The sequence below is a fragment of the Arsukibacterium sp. genome (assembly GCF_041616895.1).
In the GTDB taxonomy this organism is placed as follows: domain Bacteria; phylum Pseudomonadota; class Gammaproteobacteria; order Enterobacterales; family Alteromonadaceae; genus Alishewanella.
Genome location: NZ_JBFJPY010000018.1, coordinates 13,963 through 35,686 on the forward strand (window position 1 = coordinate 13,963; position 21,724 = coordinate 35,686).

The 21,724-nt window shown below is 48.4% G+C and carries 20 protein-coding genes; 10 read left to right on the top strand and 10 right to left on the bottom strand.

Going from position 1 to position 21,724, the window contains the following annotated elements; genetic code table 11:
• Positions 1-59: 59 nt before the first annotated feature.
• The 7 genes from pstB to ABY802_RS05160 all read right to left on the bottom strand — a co-directional run bounded on the left by pstB (position 60) and on the right by ABY802_RS05160 (position 7,943).
• On the bottom strand, positions 60-845 hold the full coding sequence (gene pstB / locus ABY802_RS05130; protein ID WP_019676531.1) for a phosphate ABC transporter ATP-binding protein PstB: 786 nt from the start codon (positions 843-845) through the stop codon (positions 60-62).
• Between the two features lie 68 nt (positions 846-913).
• A complete protein-coding gene (pstA, locus tag ABY802_RS05135; RefSeq protein WP_372625941.1) occupies positions 914-2,305 on the bottom strand; it encodes a phosphate ABC transporter permease PstA in 1,392 nt (463 codons plus the stop codon).
• Between the two features lie 3 nt (positions 2,306-2,308).
• The gene (pstC, locus tag ABY802_RS05140; RefSeq protein ID WP_372625942.1) at positions 2,309-3,706 is read right to left on the bottom strand and encodes a phosphate ABC transporter permease subunit PstC; all 1,398 of its coding nucleotides are present in this window, start codon (positions 3,704-3,706) and stop codon (positions 2,309-2,311) included.
• Positions 3,707-3,875: 169 nt separating this feature from the next.
• Positions 3,876-4,904: a substrate-binding domain-containing protein gene (locus ABY802_RS05145; protein ID WP_372625943.1), complete on the bottom strand. Its 1,029-nt coding sequence runs from the start codon at positions 4,902-4,904 to the stop codon at positions 3,876-3,878.
• Between the two features lie 115 nt (positions 4,905-5,019).
• A complete protein-coding gene (locus ABY802_RS05150) occupies positions 5,020-6,651 on the bottom strand; it encodes a methyl-accepting chemotaxis protein (RefSeq protein ID WP_372625944.1) in 1,632 nt (543 codons plus the stop codon).
• A 171-nt stretch (positions 6,652-6,822) separates the two neighbouring features.
• A complete protein-coding gene (locus ABY802_RS05155; protein WP_372625945.1) occupies positions 6,823-7,041 on the bottom strand; it encodes a hypothetical protein in 219 nt (72 codons plus the stop codon).
• Between the two features lie 212 nt (positions 7,042-7,253).
• Positions 7,254-7,943 carry a phosphate uptake regulator PhoU gene (locus tag ABY802_RS05160; protein WP_372625946.1) on the bottom strand — a complete coding sequence of 230 codons (690 nt, stop codon included), beginning with the start codon at positions 7,941-7,943 and terminating at the stop codon, positions 7,254-7,256.
• Between the two features lie 139 nt (positions 7,944-8,082).
• On the opposite strand from ABY802_RS05160, the gene ABY802_RS05165 reads away from it, so the two are divergent.
• The 5 genes from ABY802_RS05165 (at position 8,083) to folM (ending at position 13,587) form a co-directional block, all read left to right on the top strand.
• Complete coding sequence (locus tag ABY802_RS05165; RefSeq protein ID WP_372625947.1) at positions 8,083-8,439, top strand: metalloregulator ArsR/SmtB family transcription factor; 357 nt, start codon at positions 8,083-8,085, stop codon at positions 8,437-8,439.
• Between the two features lie 19 nt (positions 8,440-8,458).
• A complete protein-coding gene (locus ABY802_RS05170) occupies positions 8,459-9,469 on the top strand; it encodes an ArsJ-associated glyceraldehyde-3-phosphate dehydrogenase (protein WP_372625948.1) in 1,011 nt (336 codons plus the stop codon).
• A 2-nt stretch (positions 9,470-9,471) separates the two neighbouring features.
• A complete protein-coding gene (gene arsJ, locus ABY802_RS05175) occupies positions 9,472-10,701 on the top strand; it encodes an organoarsenical effux MFS transporter ArsJ (RefSeq protein ID WP_372625949.1) in 1,230 nt (409 codons plus the stop codon).
• Positions 10,702-10,837: 136 nt separating this feature from the next.
• Entirely contained in the window at positions 10,838-12,739 is a 1,902-nt protein-coding gene (locus tag ABY802_RS05180) for a putative bifunctional diguanylate cyclase/phosphodiesterase (protein WP_372625950.1), read from the top strand.
• An 83-nt stretch (positions 12,740-12,822) separates the two neighbouring features.
• Positions 12,823-13,587 (top strand): dihydromonapterin reductase, encoded by a 765-nt coding sequence (folM, locus tag ABY802_RS05185; protein ID WP_372625951.1) that lies wholly within the window; start codon positions 12,823-12,825, stop codon positions 13,585-13,587.
• Between the two features lie 64 nt (positions 13,588-13,651).
• On the opposite strand, the gene ABY802_RS05190 is transcribed toward folM, so the two are convergent.
• Both ABY802_RS05190 and ABY802_RS05195 read right to left on the bottom strand, forming a co-directional pair.
• Positions 13,652-13,948, bottom strand: a complete 297-nt coding sequence (locus ABY802_RS05190; protein ID WP_290614326.1) for a high-potential iron-sulfur protein — start codon at positions 13,946-13,948, stop codon at positions 13,652-13,654.
• Between the two features lie 273 nt (positions 13,949-14,221).
• Positions 14,222-15,220: an SMP-30/gluconolactonase/LRE family protein gene (locus tag ABY802_RS05195; RefSeq protein WP_372625952.1), complete on the bottom strand. Its 999-nt coding sequence runs from the start codon at positions 15,218-15,220 to the stop codon at positions 14,222-14,224.
• Between the two features lie 147 nt (positions 15,221-15,367).
• Here ABY802_RS05195 and ABY802_RS05200 point away from each other — a divergent pair, with 147 nt between their 5' ends.
• Positions 15,368-15,991, top strand: coding sequence for a GNAT family N-acetyltransferase (locus ABY802_RS05200; protein ID WP_372625953.1), 624 nt, complete (start codon positions 15,368-15,370; stop codon positions 15,989-15,991).
• Positions 15,992-16,103: 112 nt separating this feature from the next.
• Positions 16,104-16,562: a hypothetical protein gene (locus ABY802_RS05205; RefSeq protein ID WP_372625954.1), complete on the top strand. Its 459-nt coding sequence runs from the start codon at positions 16,104-16,106 to the stop codon at positions 16,560-16,562.
• A gap of 204 nt (positions 16,563-16,766) precedes the next feature.
• On the opposite strand, the gene ABY802_RS05210 is transcribed toward ABY802_RS05205, so the two are convergent.
• Positions 16,767-17,681, bottom strand: coding sequence for a pirin family protein (locus tag ABY802_RS05210; protein ID WP_372625955.1), 915 nt, complete (start codon positions 17,679-17,681; stop codon positions 16,767-16,769).
• A gap of 248 nt (positions 17,682-17,929) precedes the next feature.
• Here ABY802_RS05210 and ABY802_RS05215 point away from each other — a divergent pair, with 248 nt between their 5' ends.
• The 3 genes from ABY802_RS05215 to ABY802_RS05225 are packed head-to-tail and all read left to right on the top strand — an operon-like array spanning position 17,930 to position 21,625.
• Positions 17,930-19,192 (top strand): diguanylate cyclase domain-containing protein, encoded by a 1,263-nt coding sequence (locus ABY802_RS05215; RefSeq protein ID WP_372625956.1) that lies wholly within the window; start codon positions 17,930-17,932, stop codon positions 19,190-19,192.
• Positions 19,164-21,131, top strand: coding sequence for a TonB-dependent receptor plug domain-containing protein (locus ABY802_RS05220; RefSeq protein ID WP_372625957.1), 1,968 nt, complete (start codon positions 19,164-19,166; stop codon positions 21,129-21,131). Before ABY802_RS05215 ends, ABY802_RS05220 begins: the two co-directional genes overlap by 29 nt.
• 47 nt (positions 21,132-21,178) lie before the next feature.
• Positions 21,179-21,625 (top strand): YfiR family protein, encoded by a 447-nt coding sequence (locus tag ABY802_RS05225; RefSeq protein ID WP_372625958.1) that lies wholly within the window; start codon positions 21,179-21,181, stop codon positions 21,623-21,625.
• Positions 21,626-21,724: the final 99 nt, after the last annotated feature.

The following is a 21,724-nucleotide window of genomic DNA, read 5'->3' on the forward strand; positions in this document are numbered from 1 at the left end:
CAAATAGCATATACCAATTAAAAAGGAGCCGAAGCCCCTTTTTGTGTGAATCAGCAAAATTAACCGTAGCGGCCGGTAATGTAATCTTCAGTTCTCTTATTTATCGGGTTGGTGAAGACTTCATTAGTGGCACCAATTTCAATTAGATCACCCAGATGAAAAAATGCAGTGCGATCCGACACCCTGGCAGCCTGCTGCATATTGTGGGTCACAATAACGATGGTAAAGTTTTGCTTCAGCTCGTCTATCAGCTCTTCAATAATCGACGTGGCTATTGGGTCAAGCGCTGAGCATGGTTCATCCATTAATATTACATCCGGGCTTACCGCAATACTACGGGCGATACATAGGCGCTGCTGCTGGCCACCTGATAAACCGGTGCCAGGCTGATCTAGCCGGTCTTTTACTTCATTCCATAAGCCGGCGCGGCGTAAGCTGGACTCTACTACATCATCCAGCTCTGACTTTCTGCTGGCGAGGCCATGTAAACGTGGGCCATAAGCAATATTTTCATAAATTGATTTTGGAAACGGATTTGGCTTTTGAAATACCATGCCAACCTGAGCCCGCAATTGCACGACATCCAGCGATGGATCATAGATATCCCGGCCGTCCATTTTAATACTGCCGGTTACCCGACAGATATCGATGGTGTCATTCATCCGGTTTAAACAACGTAAAAACGTTGATTTACCGCAACCTGAGGGGCCGATAAAGGCAATAACTTCGTTTTCCATTACATCCAGATCAACACCATGGATAGCTTCATTGTCGCCGTAAAAAACCCTGACATCACGTGCTGTCATTTTTACCTTGCCAATGCTATTTGTCTCAATTGCTGTCATCGCTAAATCCGCCGTAGTTACCACTTGTTCAGTTAATTCGCTAAAGTTGGTTGCGCTGCGCGTCAGACCTACCAACGTTTTTCATATTTTTTACGCAGCCAGATGGCCAGCCCGTTTAACGTCAACATTAACGCCAGTAATACGATAATAGCGGCAGACGTGCGGGCCTCAAAAAAGTTACGCAGCTCATTACCCTGCCACAAATAGATTTGCACCGGTAACGCGGTCGACTGCTCGAACGGACCGCCAGGTATTTGCGCGACAAACGACTTCATACCAATAAGTAATAACGGTGCTGTCTCACCTAAAGCCTGCGCCACACCTATAATTGCGCCGGTCAAAATACCCGGGATGGCCAGGGGTAATACGTGATGAAACACCGCCTGCATTTTAGACGCCCCAAGCCCCAATGCGGCCTGGCGAATTGAAGGCGGAATAGCTTTTAAAGTAGAGCGGGTTGCAATAATCACGGTCGGTAATGTCATTAAGCTAAGAACCAGGCCACCGACAATAGGCGCCGACATCGGCAGTTTAAACCAGCCGATAAACACCGATGCACCGAGTAAACCAAATACAATAGACGGCACCGCAGCCAGGTTATTAATGTTCACTTCCACCAAATCGGTGAATTTATTTTTCGGCGCAAACTCTTCCAGATAAATAGCGGCGGCAACGCCCATTGGTACTGCCAGAAAAATCACCACTAGCATCATATATAACGAGCCGACAAAGGCCCCCGCCAGGCCGGCAGATGCTGGCGAACTGCGGGAGTCGGGATTCATAAACAAGGCAAAACTAAAGCGATTTTCAATAACGCCCTGTTCTGACAGCATTTCAACCCACTGCCGCACTTTCGGGCTTAGCTGCTGCTGCGAGTCTGGCAGACTGCGATCAATATTACCTTTTAACCAGACATCGATATTTGCATCAGTAAGCAAGTGTACCGTTTTGGTCTGGCCAATGATGTCGGGGTTCTCTATTACCATATCGCGCACAGCGTAGCGCTCGCCCGAGGTTACTATTCGCGCTGCATCACGCCGGTACTGGCGCTCTGACGCTTCTGGTATAACTTTATATAAACCGTCCAAAATTAACCGGTTAAAGTTAACCATGCCAACTTCAGTTTGCCATTCAATAAAACGCTGCCGAAATTGATTGTCTGTCTCATCCGCACCTTGCACGGGTTTGTCGCTGATGCTAATAATTTCAGGGTCGAAATAAATATCCAGCGTGATGTGCGCCTGCCAGAATGCGGGGACACCTTTGGCAAAAATATTAACAAATAAAATAGCGACCAGGGTCAGGCTAATGATAACAGCGCCCAGACCAAGGCCTTTAAACAGCTTTTCCTGACGATGCCGACGCGCCAGTGACGCCGCCACTTGTTGCTGGGTTTTACTCAGTACAACCGGTGCAACAGTGACATTGTTGTCGGTGGAGCTCAGTTTGTTATCAGTCATAAGTTACTCGTATTGTTCCCGATATTTACGCACAACAACCAAGGCTACAATATTCAGCAGCAAGGTAATGACAAACAGGGTTAAACCCAATGCAAAAGCAACCAGTGTCTGCGGACTGGCAAAGTCATTATCACCGGTTAGCTGATTAACAATCGACACGGTTATCGTCGACACTGCCTCAAAGGGGTTGGCGGTTAAAGTTGGGCTGTTACCCGCTGCCAGCACCACGATCATAGTCTCGCCAATAGCCCGACTGGCAGCAAGCAGCACCGCACCAACAATACCAGGCAGGGCAGCAGGAAGCACCACCTTGCGAATGGTTTCAGATTTCGTTGCGCCCAGGCCAAGCGAGGCATCTCGAAGTGCCTTGGGCACCTGGGTAATAATGTCATCAGAGAGCGATGATATAAAAGGTACAATCATGATGCCCATCACCACGCCTGCGGTGAGCGCAGACGTTGCCCGGATCGTCAGACCAATACTGGCGCCAAAATCGGCTAAAAATGGCCCTACCGTCACCAGCGCGAAGAAGCCGTACACAATTGTTGGAATACCAGCAAGCACTTCAATAATGGGTTTTGCCGTCGCGCGAAAGCTGGCTGGTGCATACTCTGCCAGGTAAATCGCGACCATTAACCCCAGGGGAATAGCGACCAGCAGGGCGATACCCGCAATCATCATTGTACCGGAGAGCAGTGGCAGCAAGCCAAAACTGCCCTGACTTCCGGTCAGTGAACCTTCACTAACGCCGGTCGTCGAGAACCGAGGATTCCAGGTAGTACCAAGGAAAAAATCTGCCGGAGGGATAAAACTAAAGAACTTGATGGTTTCACCCACCATGGATAACACAATGCCGATGGTGGTTAAAATGGCAACGGTAGAGCAGATTATCAGCACGGCTTTAACGGTGCGTTCGATCTGATGGCGCGCCCTCAAATGAGGCTGAATACGTTTAAAACTGAAAAACAAACCCGCTGCGGCTATCGCTGCCATCAGACCGGTTAATAGTAAAGCACTGCTGGTTTGTAGTTGTTGCATGTACGCTGCAGCGGCCAGCTCCCACTGCTCCGCTTCTGCCACAACCCCAAAATTAGTAGCAAGATTGCTGATCCGGCGCATAATTACATCGGCCGTTAAACCTTCTGCGGCTAATGCTTCTGCTGGCAACTGGGCCGCCACCATGCCATTAATGACGCCGGGGGACAAAAGCGTCCACAATACCAGAATAAAAAACGCCGGGATAACAGCCCACAAGCCGACCATCATGCCGTAATGATGCGGTCTGGAGTGCATTTTTTGCTGCGGGTTAACTATCGCAACCTTGCGACTGCGCACCATGCCAAGCTGATAGCCTATCGCCATCAATGCCAGCAGCAGTACAATTAACGAAAAATTACTCATGGTTGCTCCATTGCCCAATCCGGATTATCCCACAGGGATAACTACCTCTTAATAAGCCGCGCCAGCTTAACGCGCTTATATTGCAGTTTTATTACATTCACTGTCATATTACTGAAATAGAAAAAGAGGACCGCATGGTCCTCTTGCTTCTTTTAGCTCACTAAACCAGTTATAGCGACTTTTTAGCGCGAATGTTAGCAATAATAGCAGCACGCTCATCATCATCAAGTGGAATTAAGCCTGCAGCTTCCAGTGGACTGCCAAAGCCTGATGCCGCATCAGAGACAAAGTATTCAGCGAATTCTTTTAAACCCGGAATAACGCCAATATGCTCACCCTTCACGTAGAAAAACAGCGGGCGTGACACCGGGTAAGTGCCAGCAATGATATTATCTACGGTCGGTTCAACATCGCTTACCGTGGCTACTTTTATCCGGTCACGGTTTGCTTCATAAAAGCTTAAACCAAACACGCCAAGGGCGTTTTTCTGCGCTTGCAGCCGAGCCAGTGTTTCAGTGTAATCACCAGCAATTTCTACTACGCTGCCATCGGTACGCATCGCTAAACAAAAATTGTTTTGCTCCGCTTTTGGCAGTGCCTGCACTTCTGCAAAGGTTTTACAGCCGTCCAGAATCACTTTCTCTTCATAAACTTCACGGGTACCGTGGTTTGAACCCGGAATAGCAAGCAGAATGGCCTGATCGGGCAAAGCCTTATCAATTTGTTGCCAGTTAGTGTAAGGGTTGGCAACCATTTTGCCGTTTTGTGGCACTTTTGCAGCCTGGGCCAGGAAAACATGCTCAGGTTTTAACTTAAAAATTCCCGCGTCAATCCGCGAAGCAAAGACAATACCGTCGTAACCAATTTTCACTTCGATAATGTTGTTAACACCATTGGCATTACACGCTTCTACTTCAGCCGGACGAATGGCTCGAGAAGAGTTAGCAATATCGATAGTGTTGGTACCAACACCCTGACAAAATTGACGTAAGCCACCTGAAGAACCACCTGAACCCACTACCGGGGTGCGGAACTGGGCAAAATTATTACCAAACTCTTCAGCGGCAATAGAAGCGAACGGCAACACAGTTGACGAGCCAGCTACCTGCACAGTGTCACGATTTGCCTGTGCCTGCCCTGCGAATGCCAGGCTAACGGCAGAAGCAACGATCAGTTTAGTCAGCTTATTCATTTTCATTATGTAACTCCTCGGTATGAGATGCGTTTGATGCTGCACAGTATGCGATACTTTTATTTCAGTAATATGACAAACAATTTAAAGTATGTAGCAAAGCATCGATATTAAAAGCTTACTATACTTTGAAGGCCTGACAGCCTTCGGCCAACTGTCTGGCCAGGGTATTAAGTCGTTCACTGGCGTCAGAAGAGCGTCCGGCCCCATTGTTAAGCTGGCGGATATCATCGTTGAGCATGGTAATACTGTCAGCAATGGCGGTAGCAACCTGCTGTTGTTCATCTGTTGCAACTGAAATTTCAGCATTTAGCTGGACAATTTGTTTTACGGCACCGGCTATTTGCCGGAACATCTGATCCGTCTGGCGCGACTGGCCAACACTCTCGCTGGCTTGCGCAGCAGCTTGAGCCATGGCAGCCACTGCCGAGTCAGCCTGCAGCTGCAATTTGCTGATCATGTTACGGATCGACTCCGTTGCCTGCTGGGTATTGGCAGATAACGTTCGCACTTCGTCCGCCACTACCGAAAACCCCCGACCCGCTTCACCGGCCCGGGCCGCTTCAATCGCCGCATTCAGCGCCAGCAAATTGGTTTGCTCTGAAATTTTCCTTATCACCTCCAGCACGCTGGAAATCTGACCGCTATCCTGTTGCAACTGGCTGATCACATTACTGGCTTGCAGCATTTTCTGCTCTAACTGTTCAGTTGTTGCCATGCTGTTAGCGGCAACCAGGCTGCCGTCATGGCTGAACTGTTCTGCTTGCTCGGCACGGTTTGCGGCACTTTTGCCATTTTCAGCAACCTGGCGAATCGCCATACTCATTTGTTCAACTGCCGTTGCCACCTGGCTTACCTGCTCCGTTTGGCGGGCCGAACCAGTGTTCACCTCAATACTCACTGCAGAAACCTGCTCAGACTGCTCACTAACCGCATCTGCACTGCTACCAAGGTTTCGAATAAGCTCAGCAAACGACTGCAGCATGCTGTTTAATGCTCTGGCTGCCTGAGCAATTTCATCTTTGCCCGTACTCGCTGCACGCAATCGCAGATCAGATTGCTGCGCGACTTGCAGCAATAAGCTGCTTAAGCCATTTAACGGGATCGAGACAGAGCGTTGAATAGCGATAATTAGCGCCGCAATGGCCAGTAACAACACTAAACCACCAAACAGATAAACATTAACCAGCATATCGGTGAAGTTCACCGACTGATCACGCACTACTGCTGCAGCGGCAATCTGTTGCTGAATAAACGCATCAGCTAAATCGGCGAAGCTGGTTATCCGCCGTTCGATTTCGCCATTAATGGTTGACTCATTTAAAATGCGAACCAGCAGTGCATCGGTGCCGGCAAACGCTAACCATTCTTCATACTGCTTTATTGCGCCAGCAAATGCATCGTCCAGTGCCTGATAACTGATTTCGTCATCGCCTGCTGGTCGTGTATTGGTAAAATGCAACCAATGTTGCTGTGCCTGCTCCATCTGGCCCAGGACCATGGTTTGGGTATTCTTTGCAGATGCCCAGCCAGTTCGATATTTACGGATCTCTATTAAACCTTGCTGCTGGATAAGTTTCTGAGCACTCATCACATCAGACAATATCGCCAAATGCTGATCATATAGTTGATGAAACAACCTGTCTTTGGTTTGCGCCGCCCAAAAACTGGCCGCCAGCACGAATACCAAAACCAGTAAAGGCAGTACGCCAAGTAGCAAAATTCGTTGGGATATTTTAAGTTTTGACAACATATGGCGGATCTCAGGCAGTATTTACCTGCTGAGAATACGCGCATAACATGACGCTTTTATGACATGGCATAGCGCTGAGAACTGCAGATTGTAAGGTGCCAGGTGCTTTGCCCGTTGACAGATAAAAAACCCACCATATTGGTGGGTTATGTTGCTTAGTCTCGCGCGCGCTTACTGGTCTTTTGTTACTGCAACTCTTTTGGTTGGCGGATTCAACCAGACCACATGACCGGTATGTTTTGCGGTGCGGGTTAAGCTATTTGCTTCAGTTAGTCTGTCGTTATCGATCACATAAGTATATTGCTGTTTGCTCAGACTGGAGCAACCGCTCAGGCCAACAATTACTACTGCGGCTAACGCTGTTACCAAGTGTTTATTGTTCATCTTCATTGCTGTACTCCTGCTACGTCTTAACCTGACTATAGTCAGTGCCGCGTCGGCTGTCTAGCATATTTTTATTACAGTTTAGTGAAGGTGAGAATTATTTTTAAATAAATTTAAGGTACTGACTTAATTGAATATTATTAAGTTAACTAATATGTCAGCTGTCATATTAATGACATGTTTTTTGTTAATCACGCGGTGAGAGGCAGGAATTGCCGTTAACGGAGCCGTCGTGGTTGTAATTCAACCCGCAATGACTGACCGCTGCTGACTCTTGTCAGAAAAACAGCCTGTTTAGCCAAATTAATGCAGTGCTCGGCGATGCGCTCCAATGCTCTGGCAACCCAGTTAATACTTAATGCAACCTCTAACTGCCCGGATTCCAGGTCGCCTGTTGTCAGATTACTGCGCAAAATGGCTCCGTAGCAGCTATTGACGCTGGCGGCATAACGATGGACCTGCTCAGCCTGACTGATATTATATTGTTGCAGCGCAGCCAGTGACAGTTTCAGCATCTTTGCCACCGGCTCTGCCAGGGCACTGATCGCCTGCAATTGCTTTATTGTCGGTAAGGTAGCAGCCGGAACCAGAACCTGCTGCGCAATCTGGCTATTCTGAATACAAATTTGTTCAATATCAGTAATCGCTTTCAATAACGCCAGTATCAGCCTCAGATCTGTATCTTTAGAGGTGTGACTTAATATGTCCAGACAGTGATCGTCTAACGCCTGCTCAAAATCATGCGCCTTTTGCAACTGACTTAGTGCTTGCTGCGCCAACCGGCTGTCCCAAGTCTGATATGCCCGCATGGCCTGCTCAAATTGTTGTAATGCCAGGCTACTTACAGCTTGTAAGCGATGACGTGCTTGCTGCATTTCATTCTTAAAACCTTGTTGCTGATCTGACATAAAAGTCCCTGAAAACGGCTGACTAACCCACGGCATCTTAGCGCTGCAGGTGCCATGGGTAAAGCAGAGAAAGTATTGTTCAATTGCTTGACATATGAAATTTCGCATATATGATATTTCATATTTACAGCGGACCTTGATGACAAACAAGATGTTCTGTCCTTTATTGTTTTACAAAGCACTGGCTGATGACACTCGCTTAAAAAGCCTGTTGTTAATTACCGAGCAACAGGAGCTGTGTGTTTGTGAGTTGATGACAGCTCTTGAGCAGAGCCAGCCCAAAATATCCCGCCACTTAGCCCAACTGCGTAAAGCCAATATTGTCCAGGATCGACGCAGTGGCCAGTGGGTATTTTATTCTTTGCACCCTGCACTACCCGCATGGGCGAATCAGGTATTACAACAAACTGTACTGGCCAACCAGCCTTATCTGGCACCTTGCCGGCAACAACTTACTCTGGTATCTGAGCGGCCGGCTGAACAAGCCTGCTGCTAATGATGAAAAGGAAACTGACATGAGCATAAAAGTGGGTATAAATGGTTTTGGCAGAATTGGCCGCCTGGCGTTGCGCGCAGCTTTTGACTGGCCTGAACTGGAGTTTATCCGGATAAATGATCCGGCAGCAGATGCTGCAACCCATGCCCACCTGCTGAATTTTGACTCGGTACATGGGATCTGGCGCCACAATGCCAGCGCCGAGGGCAGCAATATTCTGATCAATGGTAAAACCATTACCGTCACTCACAATAAAGCGATCAGCGATACCGACTGGTCGGGGTGTGATCTGGTCATTGAAGCCTCGGGAAAAATGAAGACCGTGGCCGCTTTACAGGATTATCTGCGCCAGGGGGTTAAACGGGTGGTGGTCAGCGCACCGGTGAAAGAAGCCGGAGTGCTGAATGTGGTGATGGGCGTTAATCATCAGCTGTATGATAAAACGAAACACCCGATTGTCACGGCAGCCAGTTGCACTACTAACTGTCTGGCACCGGTGGTCAAAGTTATCCATGAAAAACTTGGCATTAAGCATGGTGCTATCACGACCATTCATAACCTTACCAATACCCAAAGTATTATGGACACGCCGCATAAAGATTTACGCCGCGCCCGCGCCTGTGGCAGCAGCTTAATTCCAACGACTACCGGCTCGGCTACCGCCATTGTTGAAATATTCCCCGAGTTGAAGGGTCGGTTAAATGGCCATGCTATTCGGGTACCACTAACCAATGCGTCGCTAACCGACTGCGTTTTTGAAGTAGAGCGGCCAACAACCGCAATAGAAGTAAATCAAATGCTTAAAACTGCTGCTGAAGGCGAGCTGAAAGACATTCTGGGCTATGAAACCCGGCCTCTGGTATCCATCGATTATAGAACTGACCCGCGCTCCAGCATTATTGATGCCCTGAGCACCATGGTTGTTAATGGTACTCAGGTTAAAATTTATGCCTGGTACGATAATGAGTGGGGCTATGCCAACCGCACAGCAGAGCTGGCGAAAATGGTCGGCTTGCAGGATAAGGCCTGAGCATGATGGCAGCGTCGCTGTCGCCCGCCGTACGCCAGTATTTGCTGGTAACGGCTAACTACTGGGCATTTACCTTAACCGACGGTGCGCTGCGCATGTTGGTGGTACTGCATTTTTACAGCCTGGGCTACAGCGGGCTGAGCATTGCCATGTTATTTTTGTTTTATGAAGTATTCGGGGTCATCACCAACCTTGTCGGCGGTTGGCTGGGTGCGCGTATTGGCTTAAATAAAACCATGAATATTGGTTTGTTTTTACAAATTATCGCGTTGTCGATGTTACTGCTGCCCCCAGCGTATCTTATTGTTCCCTGGGTAATGGCAGCCCAGGCGCTGTCTGGCATTGCCAAAGATTTAAACAAAATGAGTGCCAAAAGCAGCATTAAAATGCTGGTATCGAGCGAGGCTCAAGGTACCTTGTTTAAATGGGTAGCGCTGTTAACCGGTTCTAAAAATGCGTTAAAAGGCCTGGGCTTTTTTATCGGTGGCTTATTACTAACCCTGGTTGGTTTTCAGCTGGCTATTCTATATATGGTGATCTTGTTGCTGCTGGTCTGGACCTTAAGTTTAATTAAACTAAAGCAGGATTTAGGCAAAAGCAGCACCAGGCCAAAATTTCGGGAAATGCTGTCAAAAAGCCGGGCGATAAATATTCTATCCGCCGCCCGTCTGTTGTTATTTGGTGCCCGTGATGTCTGGTTTGTCATCGCGTTGCCACTGTTTCTGGCTAGTCAACTGGGCTGGGATCACTGGAGTGTTGGCAGCTTTTTAGCCATGTGGGTCATTGGTTATGGCGCGGTACAAAGTGTTGCGCCGCTGCTGCTGGGAAAAAGCACGCTACCTGACGCAAAAACAATAACCCTCTGGGCACTGCTGTTGTGTATTATTCCGGCGCTTATTGCCATAGCATTAACCATTAACTGGCAGGCTGAACTTGTCCTTCTGGGCGGCTTAATGGTGTTCGGTGCCGTGTTTGCGGTGAATTCCTCGGTGCACAGTTATTTAATTGTCAGCTATGCCAAAAGCGATGGCGTGTCGATGGATGTCGGTTTTTATTATATGGCCAATGCACTGGGCCGGTTGCTGGGAACCGTGCTTTCAGGTTGGTTATATCAGAGTGCGGGGCTGATAACCTGCTTATGGGTATCGAGCAGTATGCTGATTTTGGCCGTATTAATTTCCAGCAAGCTAGCGGGCACGTCAGTCAATGCTGACAAGACGAAAAGCGGCTGATCCGTTAGCCGCCGGACTCTTGAATCGGCCATACAAAGCAATAATATTATCGGTGATAAAACGCAAAGGGCGTTAGCACAAGCGGAAAAAAGCGGCTACAGTAAAGTAACCCGATTAATTTGCAGTATCGACTTGAATGCCGAATAGCCCAGAATACAGCCAGAGCTCCGTTGTTAATTACCCCAACCAGCTTCATAAGCTGCGCACCAAACGTTTATTACAAATAATAGGCCTGACCTTATTCGGCTTGGTGTTGGCAGTAGCGGTGGCCAACGGCACGACAAAATGGGTACTGGTAGCAGGTTGTTTTACCCTGGCATTAGCGGGCATCTTTGCCTATCAACGGCAGATTGTTACCGCAACTATCGTTTTGCTTTGGGCCATGTGCCTGATGTTGTCTGCGCTGGCTTTTATTTCTGGCGGGATCCGGGATCTGGCGTTGCTGGGTTATCCTGGCGTACTGGTGTTTGCTGCTATGCTGGGCAATAGCAGACTGTTTTTCTCGCTAATCGCTTTTATGCTCGCATTTTGTGCCTCGCTTACCTATTTTGCTGTCAGCGGCATAGTTGCCCCGGTTATCCCGACTATCAGCGCTGCGCACTTTGTGTTTGTGGCGGCAATTTTACTGGTCACCGGTGTCAGCGTGTACCTGCTATATCGTGATCAACAACGCTTAATGAGTAGCCTGCACGCTGAGAATCACCGGGTAAAGCAAAGCCAGGCACATATCGAGCATTTGGTCCTGCATGATCCCCTTACCGCGCTGCCCAACCGCATATCCTGTCAACGACATTTTCAGCAATTGTACAACCAGTGTCTGACCAACGCGCAGCAACTGGCTGTGCTATTTCTGGATTTAGACAACTTTAAACCAGTAAATGATTCGCTTGGTCATGCCGCGGGTGATTTATTACTGCAGCAATTAGCCAGAAGACTGGAGAATTTATTGTCAGAGCATGACATCTTATGTCGGTTCGGCGGCGATGAATTTTTAGTACTGGTTCCCGGATTTGCCAGCAATGAAGCGTTAGCGGCTAAAGCTGAAGCTCTGCTGCAGCAAACAACCGCCCCGTTCTATATTATGCAAAATCAGATAGAGATCTCAGGCTCCGTTGGTATTGCTATTGCACCACAGGATGGTATTGAATTCAGCGAAATTTGTAAGCATGCTGATATGGCGATGTTCCAGGCAAAAGCGGATGGTCGAAACGTTTATCGGTTTTATCATGACGAGCTGAACAAGGCCAGTATCGACAAGTTTAACATGTTGCAATTAATGCGTAAGGCAATAAAACAAAAGGAGTTTCAACTTTATTTTCAAGCAAAACTGCAACTGAGCGACCAACAGGTCATTGGTGCCGAAGCCTTGCTGCGCTGGCCGCAACCTGATGGCAGTATGATTAGCCCTGATGACTTTATTCCACTGGCTGAAAGCAGTGGATTAATAGTGGAAATTGGCGAGTGGGTGCTGCAGCAAGCTTGTCTGGCGTGTAGTCGCTGGCATCAGCAAGGTTATCATGATCTTACCGTCGCAGTTAATTTGTCTTATGTCCAGTTTCGTGATGGCAAGCTGGAGCAACAAGTACAACAAGCGCTCAGTGCTGCCGCCTTGCCTGCACATGCCCTGGAGTTAGAATTAACCGAATCATTACTGATTGGTGAAGGCGATAATATTGCCCAGCAACTGGCCGCACTGCATCAGTTAGGCATTCGTTTCTCGATCGATGACTTTGGCACAGGTTACTCCAATCTGGGGTATTTGCGTCGGTTCAATGCCAGTAGGCTGAAAATCGATAAATCCTTTATTTTATCGCTGTGTTTATCGGAACGGGACGAGCCGCTGGTGCGAGCCATTATTCAAATGAGCAAGAGCCTTGGCCTTAAAACCGTGGCTGAAGGCATTGAGAACAGCGCAACCGCGGCGCAACTGGCATTACTTGGCTGCGATGAAGGCCAGGGTTTCTATTGGGCAAAGCCGTTGCCAGAGCATGATTTTCTGGGTTTTGTCAGTGCCGCATTACTCAACGAAAGCCAATAACTTTATTATTGATAAGCACAGCACACTGAACCTGTTACGACTACGTTGCGTAACGAGAACATCAATCCTCAACAGTAATTATTATGTCTGGGTCAACAACAAATAAAGGTGTCATTGTTATTACCGGTGCGGGCCAGCGGGTTGGTCTGCATTGCGCTTTAGCGCTGCAGCAACAAGGCTATCAGCTGGTAGTCAGTTACCGCACAGCAACTCCTGGCATTGCCGCGTTGCAACAAGCTGACGTGCATTGTGTCAGAGCAGATTTTAATCAGCTTACTGATATCGCCACTTTTATCGAGGCAATGGCAGCCTATCCGGCTATCCGGGCCATTATCCATAATGCATCCAGCTGGCAGCCCGACATCCCGTTACCCCAGCAAAACGAACATAGTGTGTTAACTCAGCTGCAGCAGGATGCGGCGGTATTTGATCACATGCACCAGATACATGCCAAAGTACCTTACCTGTTAAACCGTGCGTTACTGCCTAAGCTGTTAGCGGCAGAAGATACGGCTGATATTATTCATCTTACCGACTTTGTAGCGAGTGTAGGTAGCAGCAAACATCAGGCTTATGCCGCCTCAAAGGCAGCGCTGGAAAACCTTACATTGTCGCTGGCACGGCAGTTGGCACCTAAAGTTAAAGTTAACGCCATTGCACCCGCGCTGGTGATGTTTAATGAGAACGACGATGAGGCTTACCGAATCAAAGCGCTGGCAAAGTCTTTAATGGCAGTAGAACCCGGCCCGGACGAGGTGTTACAGACTGTGTTGTATTTACTGAACAGTAATTATATAACCGGCCGGAGCTTACCACTGGACGGCGGCAGGCATTTAAAGCTGCCCTGAACAGCATTATTCTGCGAGAAAGTAAAAAACGGCCAACTGGCCGTTTTTTTATGTGCTGACAGTGTTACGCAGCAATTTTTTTAACCCAGGCTGCACACCAACCTTCATTAGCTACCAACTTACCTGGGAAAATAGCACAAGGCCGCCATTCCTGACCTGCCTCACCTTGGACAAGGTTACAGTTTTCACATTTCTGACCTGCTACTTCTGATTTATGGGTATAGCGCATGGCGGCTGCCAGTGGGTCATCCAGCTTCAGTTGCTCGGCGGCCAGCGCGTTTAAACTTATGCCACCTGCGGTCAGGCCAATGATGGTGCCGGCAGACACTTTAAAAAAAGTTCGACGATTGAAGTTGCTCATACCTACTCTCCTGCATTATGTAGTTAGTATAATACTGGTTAAAACGCCCAGTGGTTTTGACGAATATCAATAAATTAGTCCAAAAAATCGCCAGGGCATAACGGCAGTATCAAAAGCGATGCGTTAGCTAGCTATGGTTTTTGCCTTAGTCCTTTAATAGTAGTGCATATTTCCAAGTTCATCTCAGCCATTGGCGAGTTAGTTGTGGCTTGTCGATGATGCAGCAGCCACAGCCAAGTGATCGGGTTGGGTATCTGCTTGCGCTGATCAACGTTAAGGCGATACGAGCGCAATTCGCAGCAAATAATTAGTAGCGGTAATATACAAATAGCGGTTATCAGGTGTCAGTGCAACATTCGCTGCAGCCACGCCGGTTTGAATAGTGCCTAAGTGCTTGCCTTCTTTAGTAAATACCCATACGCCGCCTGGTCCGGTGGCCAAAAGGTGACCTGTTGGTAATACTTTTAAGCCATCGGGCAAACCGCGGCTTGTCTTGGTGTAGCCTGTAGCGTCAAAAAACAGTTCAGCTGGCCCAAGACTGCCATCCGAGGCAACCGCATAACGCCACCAATGTGCAGCACTCGACTCCGAGTTGGCTACATACAGCCATTTCTCATCTGGCGAAAAAGCCAGGCCATTTGGTCGGTTAAGGTGTGTTATCTGCGCAGTTAACGTGCCATCAGGAGCCAACCGATAAACGGCGTTTGCCATCAGCTGCTTTTGCGCTGATTTATCGCCACCTTTTAAGCCATAAGGCGGGTCTGTAAAATAATACGCTCCGCTACTGTGCTGCACCAAATCATTCGGGCTATTCAGCAACTTGCCCTGATAGTGATTCACCAACTTTTGGTACCGTGGCTGGCCGTCCTGAACCTCAGTTAATATGGCTAAACGCCTATCGCCGTGTTGCGCCAGCACCAGTTGCTGCTTATCATTAAAAATAAGACCATTGGCGCCTTGCTGTGGGTTATCATCCGGATACATGCCGGTATAGCCTGATGGCGCCAGATAAACGGTTAGCCCCTCTTTTACATTCCAGCGATACACCTTATTTGCCGGCACATCTGAAAACAGCACAGCCCCCGTATCAGGCTCAACAACCGGCCCTTCCGACCAGCGGAAACCCTCTGCCAGTATCTCTAGTTGGGCATCGGCGGCCACCACTTGCAACATTTCAGGCTGCTGCACCGAAACCGGTTGTGCAGGCAGCTGGCCAGACGAATCGGCGCTATAAACACCGCACAGCAAACTCAACATAAGTAACGCCCGCATTTTCCCACTCCTTTTAGTCTTTAACAGATCCCACACCTTACCTTGGATCTGCAAACTGGCACTACTTTTTAATAGGTGGGTTAACATTTACCGACGTGCTAGGCTTTGTTAGCATGCTTAGCATTCATCCTGTTACGATTAATTTCTATGTCTGATAACCTGATAACCACCTGGTACCTGCAATATCAGGGGCCAACGCTAACGCTGCCCAACTGGCCGGCTGATAGCGTATTAATGGAAGCAACGATCCCAAGCCCGGAGCTCAGCCAGTTTTTGTTTTGCGCGGTAGGGAATCATTGGCGCTGGTTCAGCCGGCTTAACTGGAATTATCAGCAATGGCTAGATTATCTGAGTAAAGACTCTGTCCGCACCTGGGTGTTGTATCAGGCTGGTACTATCGCCGGTTTTGTCGAGCTGAATTATCATCCTGTTACTGCTCATCTGCAGCAGAGCCCTGGCGTTGAGTTAAAGTTTTTTGGTTTATTGCCTGCTTTTACGGGTAAAGGCCTGGGGCCTAAACTGGCACAAGCAGCCATTGCGCTCGCGCAGCAATGGCTTGCTAATAAAGTGCCCACAACAGATAACAAGATGCCGGTCTGGGTGCATACCTGCTCGGCTGATCATCCGGCAGCACTTGCCATGTACCAAAAAGCGGGTTTTGTGATATACCAGACTGCACAGGAGCCTGCTGACATTCCCAGCGACTATGCCGAGGCGATGTTGTGTCGCAATTTTATTTATTCCCGATTGTCTCATTTCAAGACGACTTAACAAAGAGTTGCGCGTCGCGCCCTGCTGGTCTCATCCTTGCATAGTTCTGCTAGCTAACAATGTTATTTAACGTTCTGGCGGCAGCACTGCCAGCTTTAAACGAGGAGAAATTATGAAAGTGGATTCAATTCGTGGATTACTCGACTGGACGGCTGGCTATCATCAACACTTATCTAACTGCTTTAACCAATCTGCTGATAAACAACAAAATGACCGTTCACAGATGCTGTTGAATTATCTTGCTGACAAGGAAATGGATTTGGCGACCCGGGTCCGTGCTTTTAAAGACGTGGGCGAAGACAAAGCATTAAATACCTGGTGTACCGAGCATATTGATAAGCATCCCTTGATGGCAGAGCCCGCCTGTAATGATGCCTACACCACAATGGATTGCAACGCCATTATGAGTGAGGTGGAGCAGCAGCATCAAATCATTATTCTGCTTTTTGAGAACCTGTATGATCGCAGCCCGAAGGAAGAAATTCAGGAGTTACTGGCGAAGGTACGTGATTTGCAAAAGCAACAAGCCCAGCAAATGATGCAGGGCGCTAACCGGTTAGAAGACATTTAAACCCGCTGTTCATTTAACGCCACTGGTAAGTTTTACCGCTGGAAATGTAGAAGTTTTACAGCGAAAGCTTCCTCTAAGCAAAAATGTAGCAATTATAGTGCCCGGAGTGTCGGGCACAGCGAATTAACCTCACCGGAATAACTCATCAGCAAAGCCCCGCCGGGCGGGATTGTTAATATGCTTTCGCTTTACGATTTAGATTGGCTAGACTGGCAGCGGTATAAACTCATCTTCATCGCCCAGTACTTTGGGGAAACCGCCCTGCTGCCAGTCCAACTTGGCTTGTTCAACCCGCGCCCGCCGACTGGACACAAAATTCCACTCCATGACGCGTTTACCAATTGTTTCACCACCAATAAGCACAATTTGGCTCGGTTTGGTCGCTGTGATGACCACATCTGCAGCCGGTCCAAGCACAGCCAGCTGCTGAGCGTCCAGTTGGCTGTCTTGCAGCTGCAACTGGCCCGACACCAGGTAAAGGCCGCGCTCTGCGCACTCTGGTAACAGCAAGCTTTGACCAGGTTGCAATTCAGCTTCCAGATACAAGGTTTGATAAAACGTTTTCACCGGAGAGTGCAGACCATAAGCACTACCAATCAGGACCCGCACCGCTACACCATTAATAGTGACAGCCGGGATGGTAGAGGCAGGATAGTGATAAAACGCCGGCTCCGTTTCCTCATCCGCTTCGGGCAACGCCATCCATAGCTGTAAACCATGTAACCGGTGTACCTGGTTGGTAACCTCAGGCCGCTCGCGTTCAGAATGGACAATACCCTTTCCTGCGACCATTAGGTTGATATCACCGGGTGTAATTGGCTGATAGCTTCCCAATGAGTCCCGGTGCAGGATTTCCCCAGCAAACAAATAAGTCACTGTAGCAAGATTAATATGCGGATGGGGTCGCACATTCACGCCGTCACCGGCTGCAAATTCGGCCGGCCCCATTTCATCAAAAAAAATCCAGGGGCCAATGCTGCGTTTTTGTTTGACCGGCAAACTGCGCCGCACGGTAAAGCCACCCAGGTCATGCGGCCTGGGGTCTATAATCAGCTCAATAGCGGCACAGCCTTGCTCAATGTCACACTCTGCTTCAGGATGTTTGCTGGTAATACTCATGCTGTCCTCTCACGTTTTAAACTGGTGCTTATTGATAAGCCGTTACAAGTAAAGCACTCAGTCCTGGCAAAGTAAATTTGCGCCGGACAAGTGTTTTATGCACAGTTTTTGTCATTTTTTTCAGGTAACCGAGTCAGCTTTGCCGTTCTTTAGTAACTGCCCAAGGTCATCTATAATCTTCTGCAGCAATGCTGTTTTTCCGAACTTAATGTAGTATAACTTCCATCATGACCAGCAAAGAGACTCAGTTGAGCTTGACGAAACCCCGCCATTCATTGGTTCGCAAACTCACCCGGCAAAACCTGACCGTTTTGCTGGGCAGCATGCTGATCAGTTTTGTACTGATTGCGCTAATGCTATGGCTGACGGCCCGGGAACGCCAGGGTAGTGCAGCAGAATTAGCCGCTATTCAGCTGGCGAGCAATGTGTCTGCCATGCTGGTGTTTAATGACCCGGATGCTGCCGAGCAGGAGCTGACCGTACTTGTCAACAATCGTGATATAAGTGGTATTGCGCTATATAATGCCCAGGGCGAGCTGTTTGCTGATTTAGCCGATACCGCCACCTTGCCATGGCAGTCAATGCCCACGTACCAAGAGCCGCAACGCCGTTATTATGGCCTGGAAATCGAGCTTATTGTGCCGATACAGGTCAGAGATAAGACTGAAGGTGTGCTGTATATCCGGGAAAACCTGCATCAATTGATGAACTGGTTTTTACGGGGCTTACTCATTATGTCCGGATTAATGGCCGCCATCTATTGGTTTGCGGCCAGGCTGCTGATTAAAATTCAGCGCAAAGCGCTCTCGCCGTTAGTCGCCTTATCGGCGCTGGCCGAAAAAGTGGCAGATGAAAGAAATTTTTCGTTGCGGGCCACGGTTATTGATAATGATGAAATAGGCAGTTTGACCCAACGCTTTAATGAATTGCTTAAACGAGCAGAGATTTGGCAGGAAGAGCTGAGCAGCGAATTGCAGCAACAGGCGGCACGGGGTGATGAGCTGGAGCATCTTGCCATGAAAGACAGCCTAACCCAGCTTCCAAACCGCCATAGCTTCACTGAACTTTTAAATGAAATGGTATTGGACAGTAGTAAAAGTAATATGATGTCGGCGTTGATGTTTATTGATGTCGACAACTTCAAATTCGTCAATGATAATTACGGCCATGATGCCGGTGATGAAGTGCTGATAGAAGTCAGCAGCAGGATCCAGGCAGCCATTCGGGCCGGCGACACGTTGTGTCGGCTCGGCGGGGACGAATTTGCGCTTCTATTGCCAAAACAGGTAACTGCGGAACTGACCGAACACGTTTGTAGACGATTACTCGAAAAAATTAATCAACCCATCTGGGTTAAAAATACGCAAATGCCGGTGACATTAAGTATTGGTGTTGCACTGTGTCCGCAGCACAGTAACAGTGCAGCCACATTACTGCAGTTGGCCGATGAGGCCATGTATCAGGCAAAAAGGGCGGGGAAAAATGGTTACCAGATATATAGTGCTGATTAACGTTTTAATGTTGTCTTTTAGCAGCATGCCACTGCAAGCTCAACAGGTGCCAAGCCTGGAAGAACTGCTTAAGCAGCCTACCGCAACAGATCCAACCCGGATTGAAGTGTCGACCTCAGCACGCCACGCTCAGAGTGCGGGTAAATCGGCACAAGTTACCCATATTGTCACTGATGAAGAAATCCGCCGCTTTAACCTGAGAAACTTGATCGAGATCCTCAGTTTCTTTCCAGGGTTGTACGTCAGCTCCGACACCAGCTACGGCTATCTTAGTGCCCGCGGCATTGGTCGGCCGGGTGATTACAATGCGCGTGTTCTGCTGTTGGTTGATGGTACCAGAGTCAATGACAATATTTATGATGCCGGCATGATCGGTAATAATTTTTATATTGATCCGCAACTGATTGATCGGGTGGAGTACAGTCCTGGAAGCGGCTCCGCATTATATGGCAATAACGCGTTTCTGGGCGTGGTAAATGTGATAACGAAGCGGGGTAATAAGTTGCAGGGAGCGCAGTTAGCGCTGGCTGCCAGCCAACGCGATCAACTCGATTTGTCTATGTCCTATGGTCTTCGCCATGCCAGTGGTCATGAAGGCTGGGTGTCGCTAAGCCGCAGCCAGCAGGACAACATTGCTTTTGCTGATATCAACGCACCCGAGCCTGTATTATCACAACAAACCCTGAACAACGATCTTAACCATAAACTGGCTGCCAGCTATCGCTACCGCCGGCTGCAAGTGCAAATGGCGGGCGTGTCGCGCACCCGGGAGGAGCCCGTGGCGCTGGTAGCGGATCCTAGCAGAAGCGACATTTTTAAAATAAAAAACCGTAATTATTTTATTTCGCTGCAGCATGGCCATAGTCTGAGCGATCAGGTTGAGATGTACACCCATTTATCAACCAATGGCTTTGACATTACCACTTTTACACCCTTTATTTTTCCAACCGGCGAGATTCGTCGCTACCACTTTGATGTTACCGGCAGATGGACTAACCTCGATTTACGCTTAAGCTATACCCCGGAACCGTCTCATCATTTGCTATTTGGGATTGATGGCCAGCACGATCAGCATCAGAGTTATCAGTTTAGTATTGATAATGTTATTCCGGTACTTGGTGTCAGCAGTAACAACAACCGAATTGGGCTTTATCTGCAGCATGGCTGGCAATTTGCTGAAAATCATAAATTGATCAGCGGTTTCCGCTACGACTATACCGAACAGAATGTTCGTGAATTCAGCCCTAAGCTTGGTTGGATATGGCAGCTGACTAACCAGCAGAGCATCAGATTCAGTTATGGTACGGCATTTCGCGCGCCCAACGAATATGAGCGGGAAAGTAATATATATAACGAACTGCCTGTGCCTGAATCGGAGTTAATTAACACGCTGGAAGCGAACTGGCAGGCTCAGCTTGCAAATAGCTGGGCTGTTGGCGCCACGGTTTACCATTCTCAGGTGCGCAATCTGATCACCGGTAATTATGGTACAAGCGCCATAGTGCAGTTTTTTAACGACCGCGCCGTCGAATCCTACGGTCTTGAAACAACCGCCACCAAAACCTGGCAAAGCGGCGCTACACTGCAACTGTCTGCCAGTGCCCAGCGAGCCCGTTATAAAAATGATCAGATGGGTTTAACTAACTCGCCGGAACATCTGTTTAAAACTCAGTATAGCCAGCCGCTCTGGCGTGACGATTTGTATCTGAACTGGCATATGTTTGCAACATCAGCCCGCACCAGCCCCAGCGGCCAAATGCCCGGCTATGCCCGGCACGATCTGTTGCTGTCCTGGCAACTCAACCCCACATTACATGTTGTGCTGGGATTGAAAAATGTCTTCGATAAAGCCTACTTCGACGCCCCGCTACCAACAGGAGTTCCGCTGCAACAAGCTGAACGCAGTGCTGAATTATCCATTAACTGGAGTTTCCTGTAATGCGCAGGTTATTGGCGGTATTGATCGGGGCGACCTTGGTTCTCTTTATGTCTCCCGTACGGGCACAGCCGGCGCAGGCATCGTTAAAAGCCGCGCTACTATTCCGATTTGTTCAGTACAGTGAATGGTCAAAAAATCCGCCAGCGCAGCAAAACTATTGCATTGCCGGCGATGTCGGGGTATTCAATGCCCTAACCCAAATTCTGCCGCAGCAGACCGAGGTTTCCCTGTTAACTGCAGCGAATCAGGCAGCCGAGTGCACTGTTTTATACTTAAATGCAGAACTTGCATCTAAACCAGACTGGTCACAGTTACTGCAAACATCCGGCCGCCTAACGGTGGTAGAAGGTGCTGAGTTATTTCGCCAGGGCGCCATGTTTGGCTTAATTGCCGAACCTAACCGGATATCGTTTCGGGTTAATCTGACATTAGCCCGGCAACAGGGTTTTCATCTTAGTGCTCAAATGTTAAAGCTGGCTAAAGAAATTCATTAGTTTTATCTTGTCTGTAGCGGCTATCACAAGCCACTTTTGTTCCTGTCTTAGTACTACTTTCGTAATTATTAGCTAGAATCAATATTCTGTAAATAATTC

Excerpts from the sequence above, each read along its gene's own strand:
- pstB (WP_019676531.1), bottom strand. The coding sequence starts at position 845 with ATGACAGCAATTGAGACAAATAGCATTGGCAAGGTAAAAATGACAGCA.
- pstA (WP_372625941.1), bottom strand. The coding sequence starts at position 2,305 with ATGACTGATAACAAACTGAGCTCCACCGACAACAATGTCACTGTTGCA.
- pstC (WP_372625942.1), bottom strand. The coding sequence starts at position 3,706 with ATGAGTAATTTTTCGTTAATTGTACTGCTGCTGGCATTGATGGCGATA.
- ABY802_RS05145 (WP_372625943.1), bottom strand. The coding sequence starts at position 4,904 with ATGAAAATGAATAAGCTGACTAAACTGATCGTTGCTTCTGCCGTTAGC.
- ABY802_RS05150 (WP_372625944.1), bottom strand. The coding sequence starts at position 6,651 with ATGTTGTCAAAACTTAAAATATCCCAACGAATTTTGCTACTTGGCGTA.
- ABY802_RS05155 (WP_372625945.1), bottom strand. The coding sequence starts at position 7,041 with ATGAAGATGAACAATAAACACTTGGTAACAGCGTTAGCCGCAGTAGTA.
- ABY802_RS05160 (WP_372625946.1), bottom strand. The coding sequence starts at position 7,943 with ATGTCAGATCAGCAACAAGGTTTTAAGAATGAAATGCAGCAAGCACGT.
- ABY802_RS05165 (WP_372625947.1), top strand. The coding sequence starts at position 8,083 with ATGACAAACAAGATGTTCTGTCCTTTATTGTTTTACAAAGCACTGGCT.
- ABY802_RS05170 (WP_372625948.1), top strand. The coding sequence starts at position 8,459 with ATGAGCATAAAAGTGGGTATAAATGGTTTTGGCAGAATTGGCCGCCTG.
- arsJ (WP_372625949.1), top strand. The coding sequence starts at position 9,472 with ATGATGGCAGCGTCGCTGTCGCCCGCCGTACGCCAGTATTTGCTGGTA.
- ABY802_RS05180 (WP_372625950.1), top strand. The coding sequence starts at position 10,838 with ATGCCGAATAGCCCAGAATACAGCCAGAGCTCCGTTGTTAATTACCCC.
- folM (WP_372625951.1), top strand. The coding sequence starts at position 12,823 with ATGTCTGGGTCAACAACAAATAAAGGTGTCATTGTTATTACCGGTGCG.
- ABY802_RS05190 (WP_290614326.1), bottom strand. The coding sequence starts at position 13,948 with ATGAGCAACTTCAATCGTCGAACTTTTTTTAAAGTGTCTGCCGGCACC.
- ABY802_RS05195 (WP_372625952.1), bottom strand. The coding sequence starts at position 15,220 with ATGCGGGCGTTACTTATGTTGAGTTTGCTGTGCGGTGTTTATAGCGCC.
- ABY802_RS05200 (WP_372625953.1), top strand. The coding sequence starts at position 15,368 with ATGTCTGATAACCTGATAACCACCTGGTACCTGCAATATCAGGGGCCA.
- ABY802_RS05205 (WP_372625954.1), top strand. The coding sequence starts at position 16,104 with ATGAAAGTGGATTCAATTCGTGGATTACTCGACTGGACGGCTGGCTAT.
- ABY802_RS05210 (WP_372625955.1), bottom strand. The coding sequence starts at position 17,681 with ATGAGTATTACCAGCAAACATCCTGAAGCAGAGTGTGACATTGAGCAA.
- ABY802_RS05220 (WP_372625957.1), top strand. The coding sequence starts at position 19,164 with ATGGTTACCAGATATATAGTGCTGATTAACGTTTTAATGTTGTCTTTT.
- ABY802_RS05225 (WP_372625958.1), top strand. The coding sequence starts at position 21,179 with ATGTCTCCCGTACGGGCACAGCCGGCGCAGGCATCGTTAAAAGCCGCG.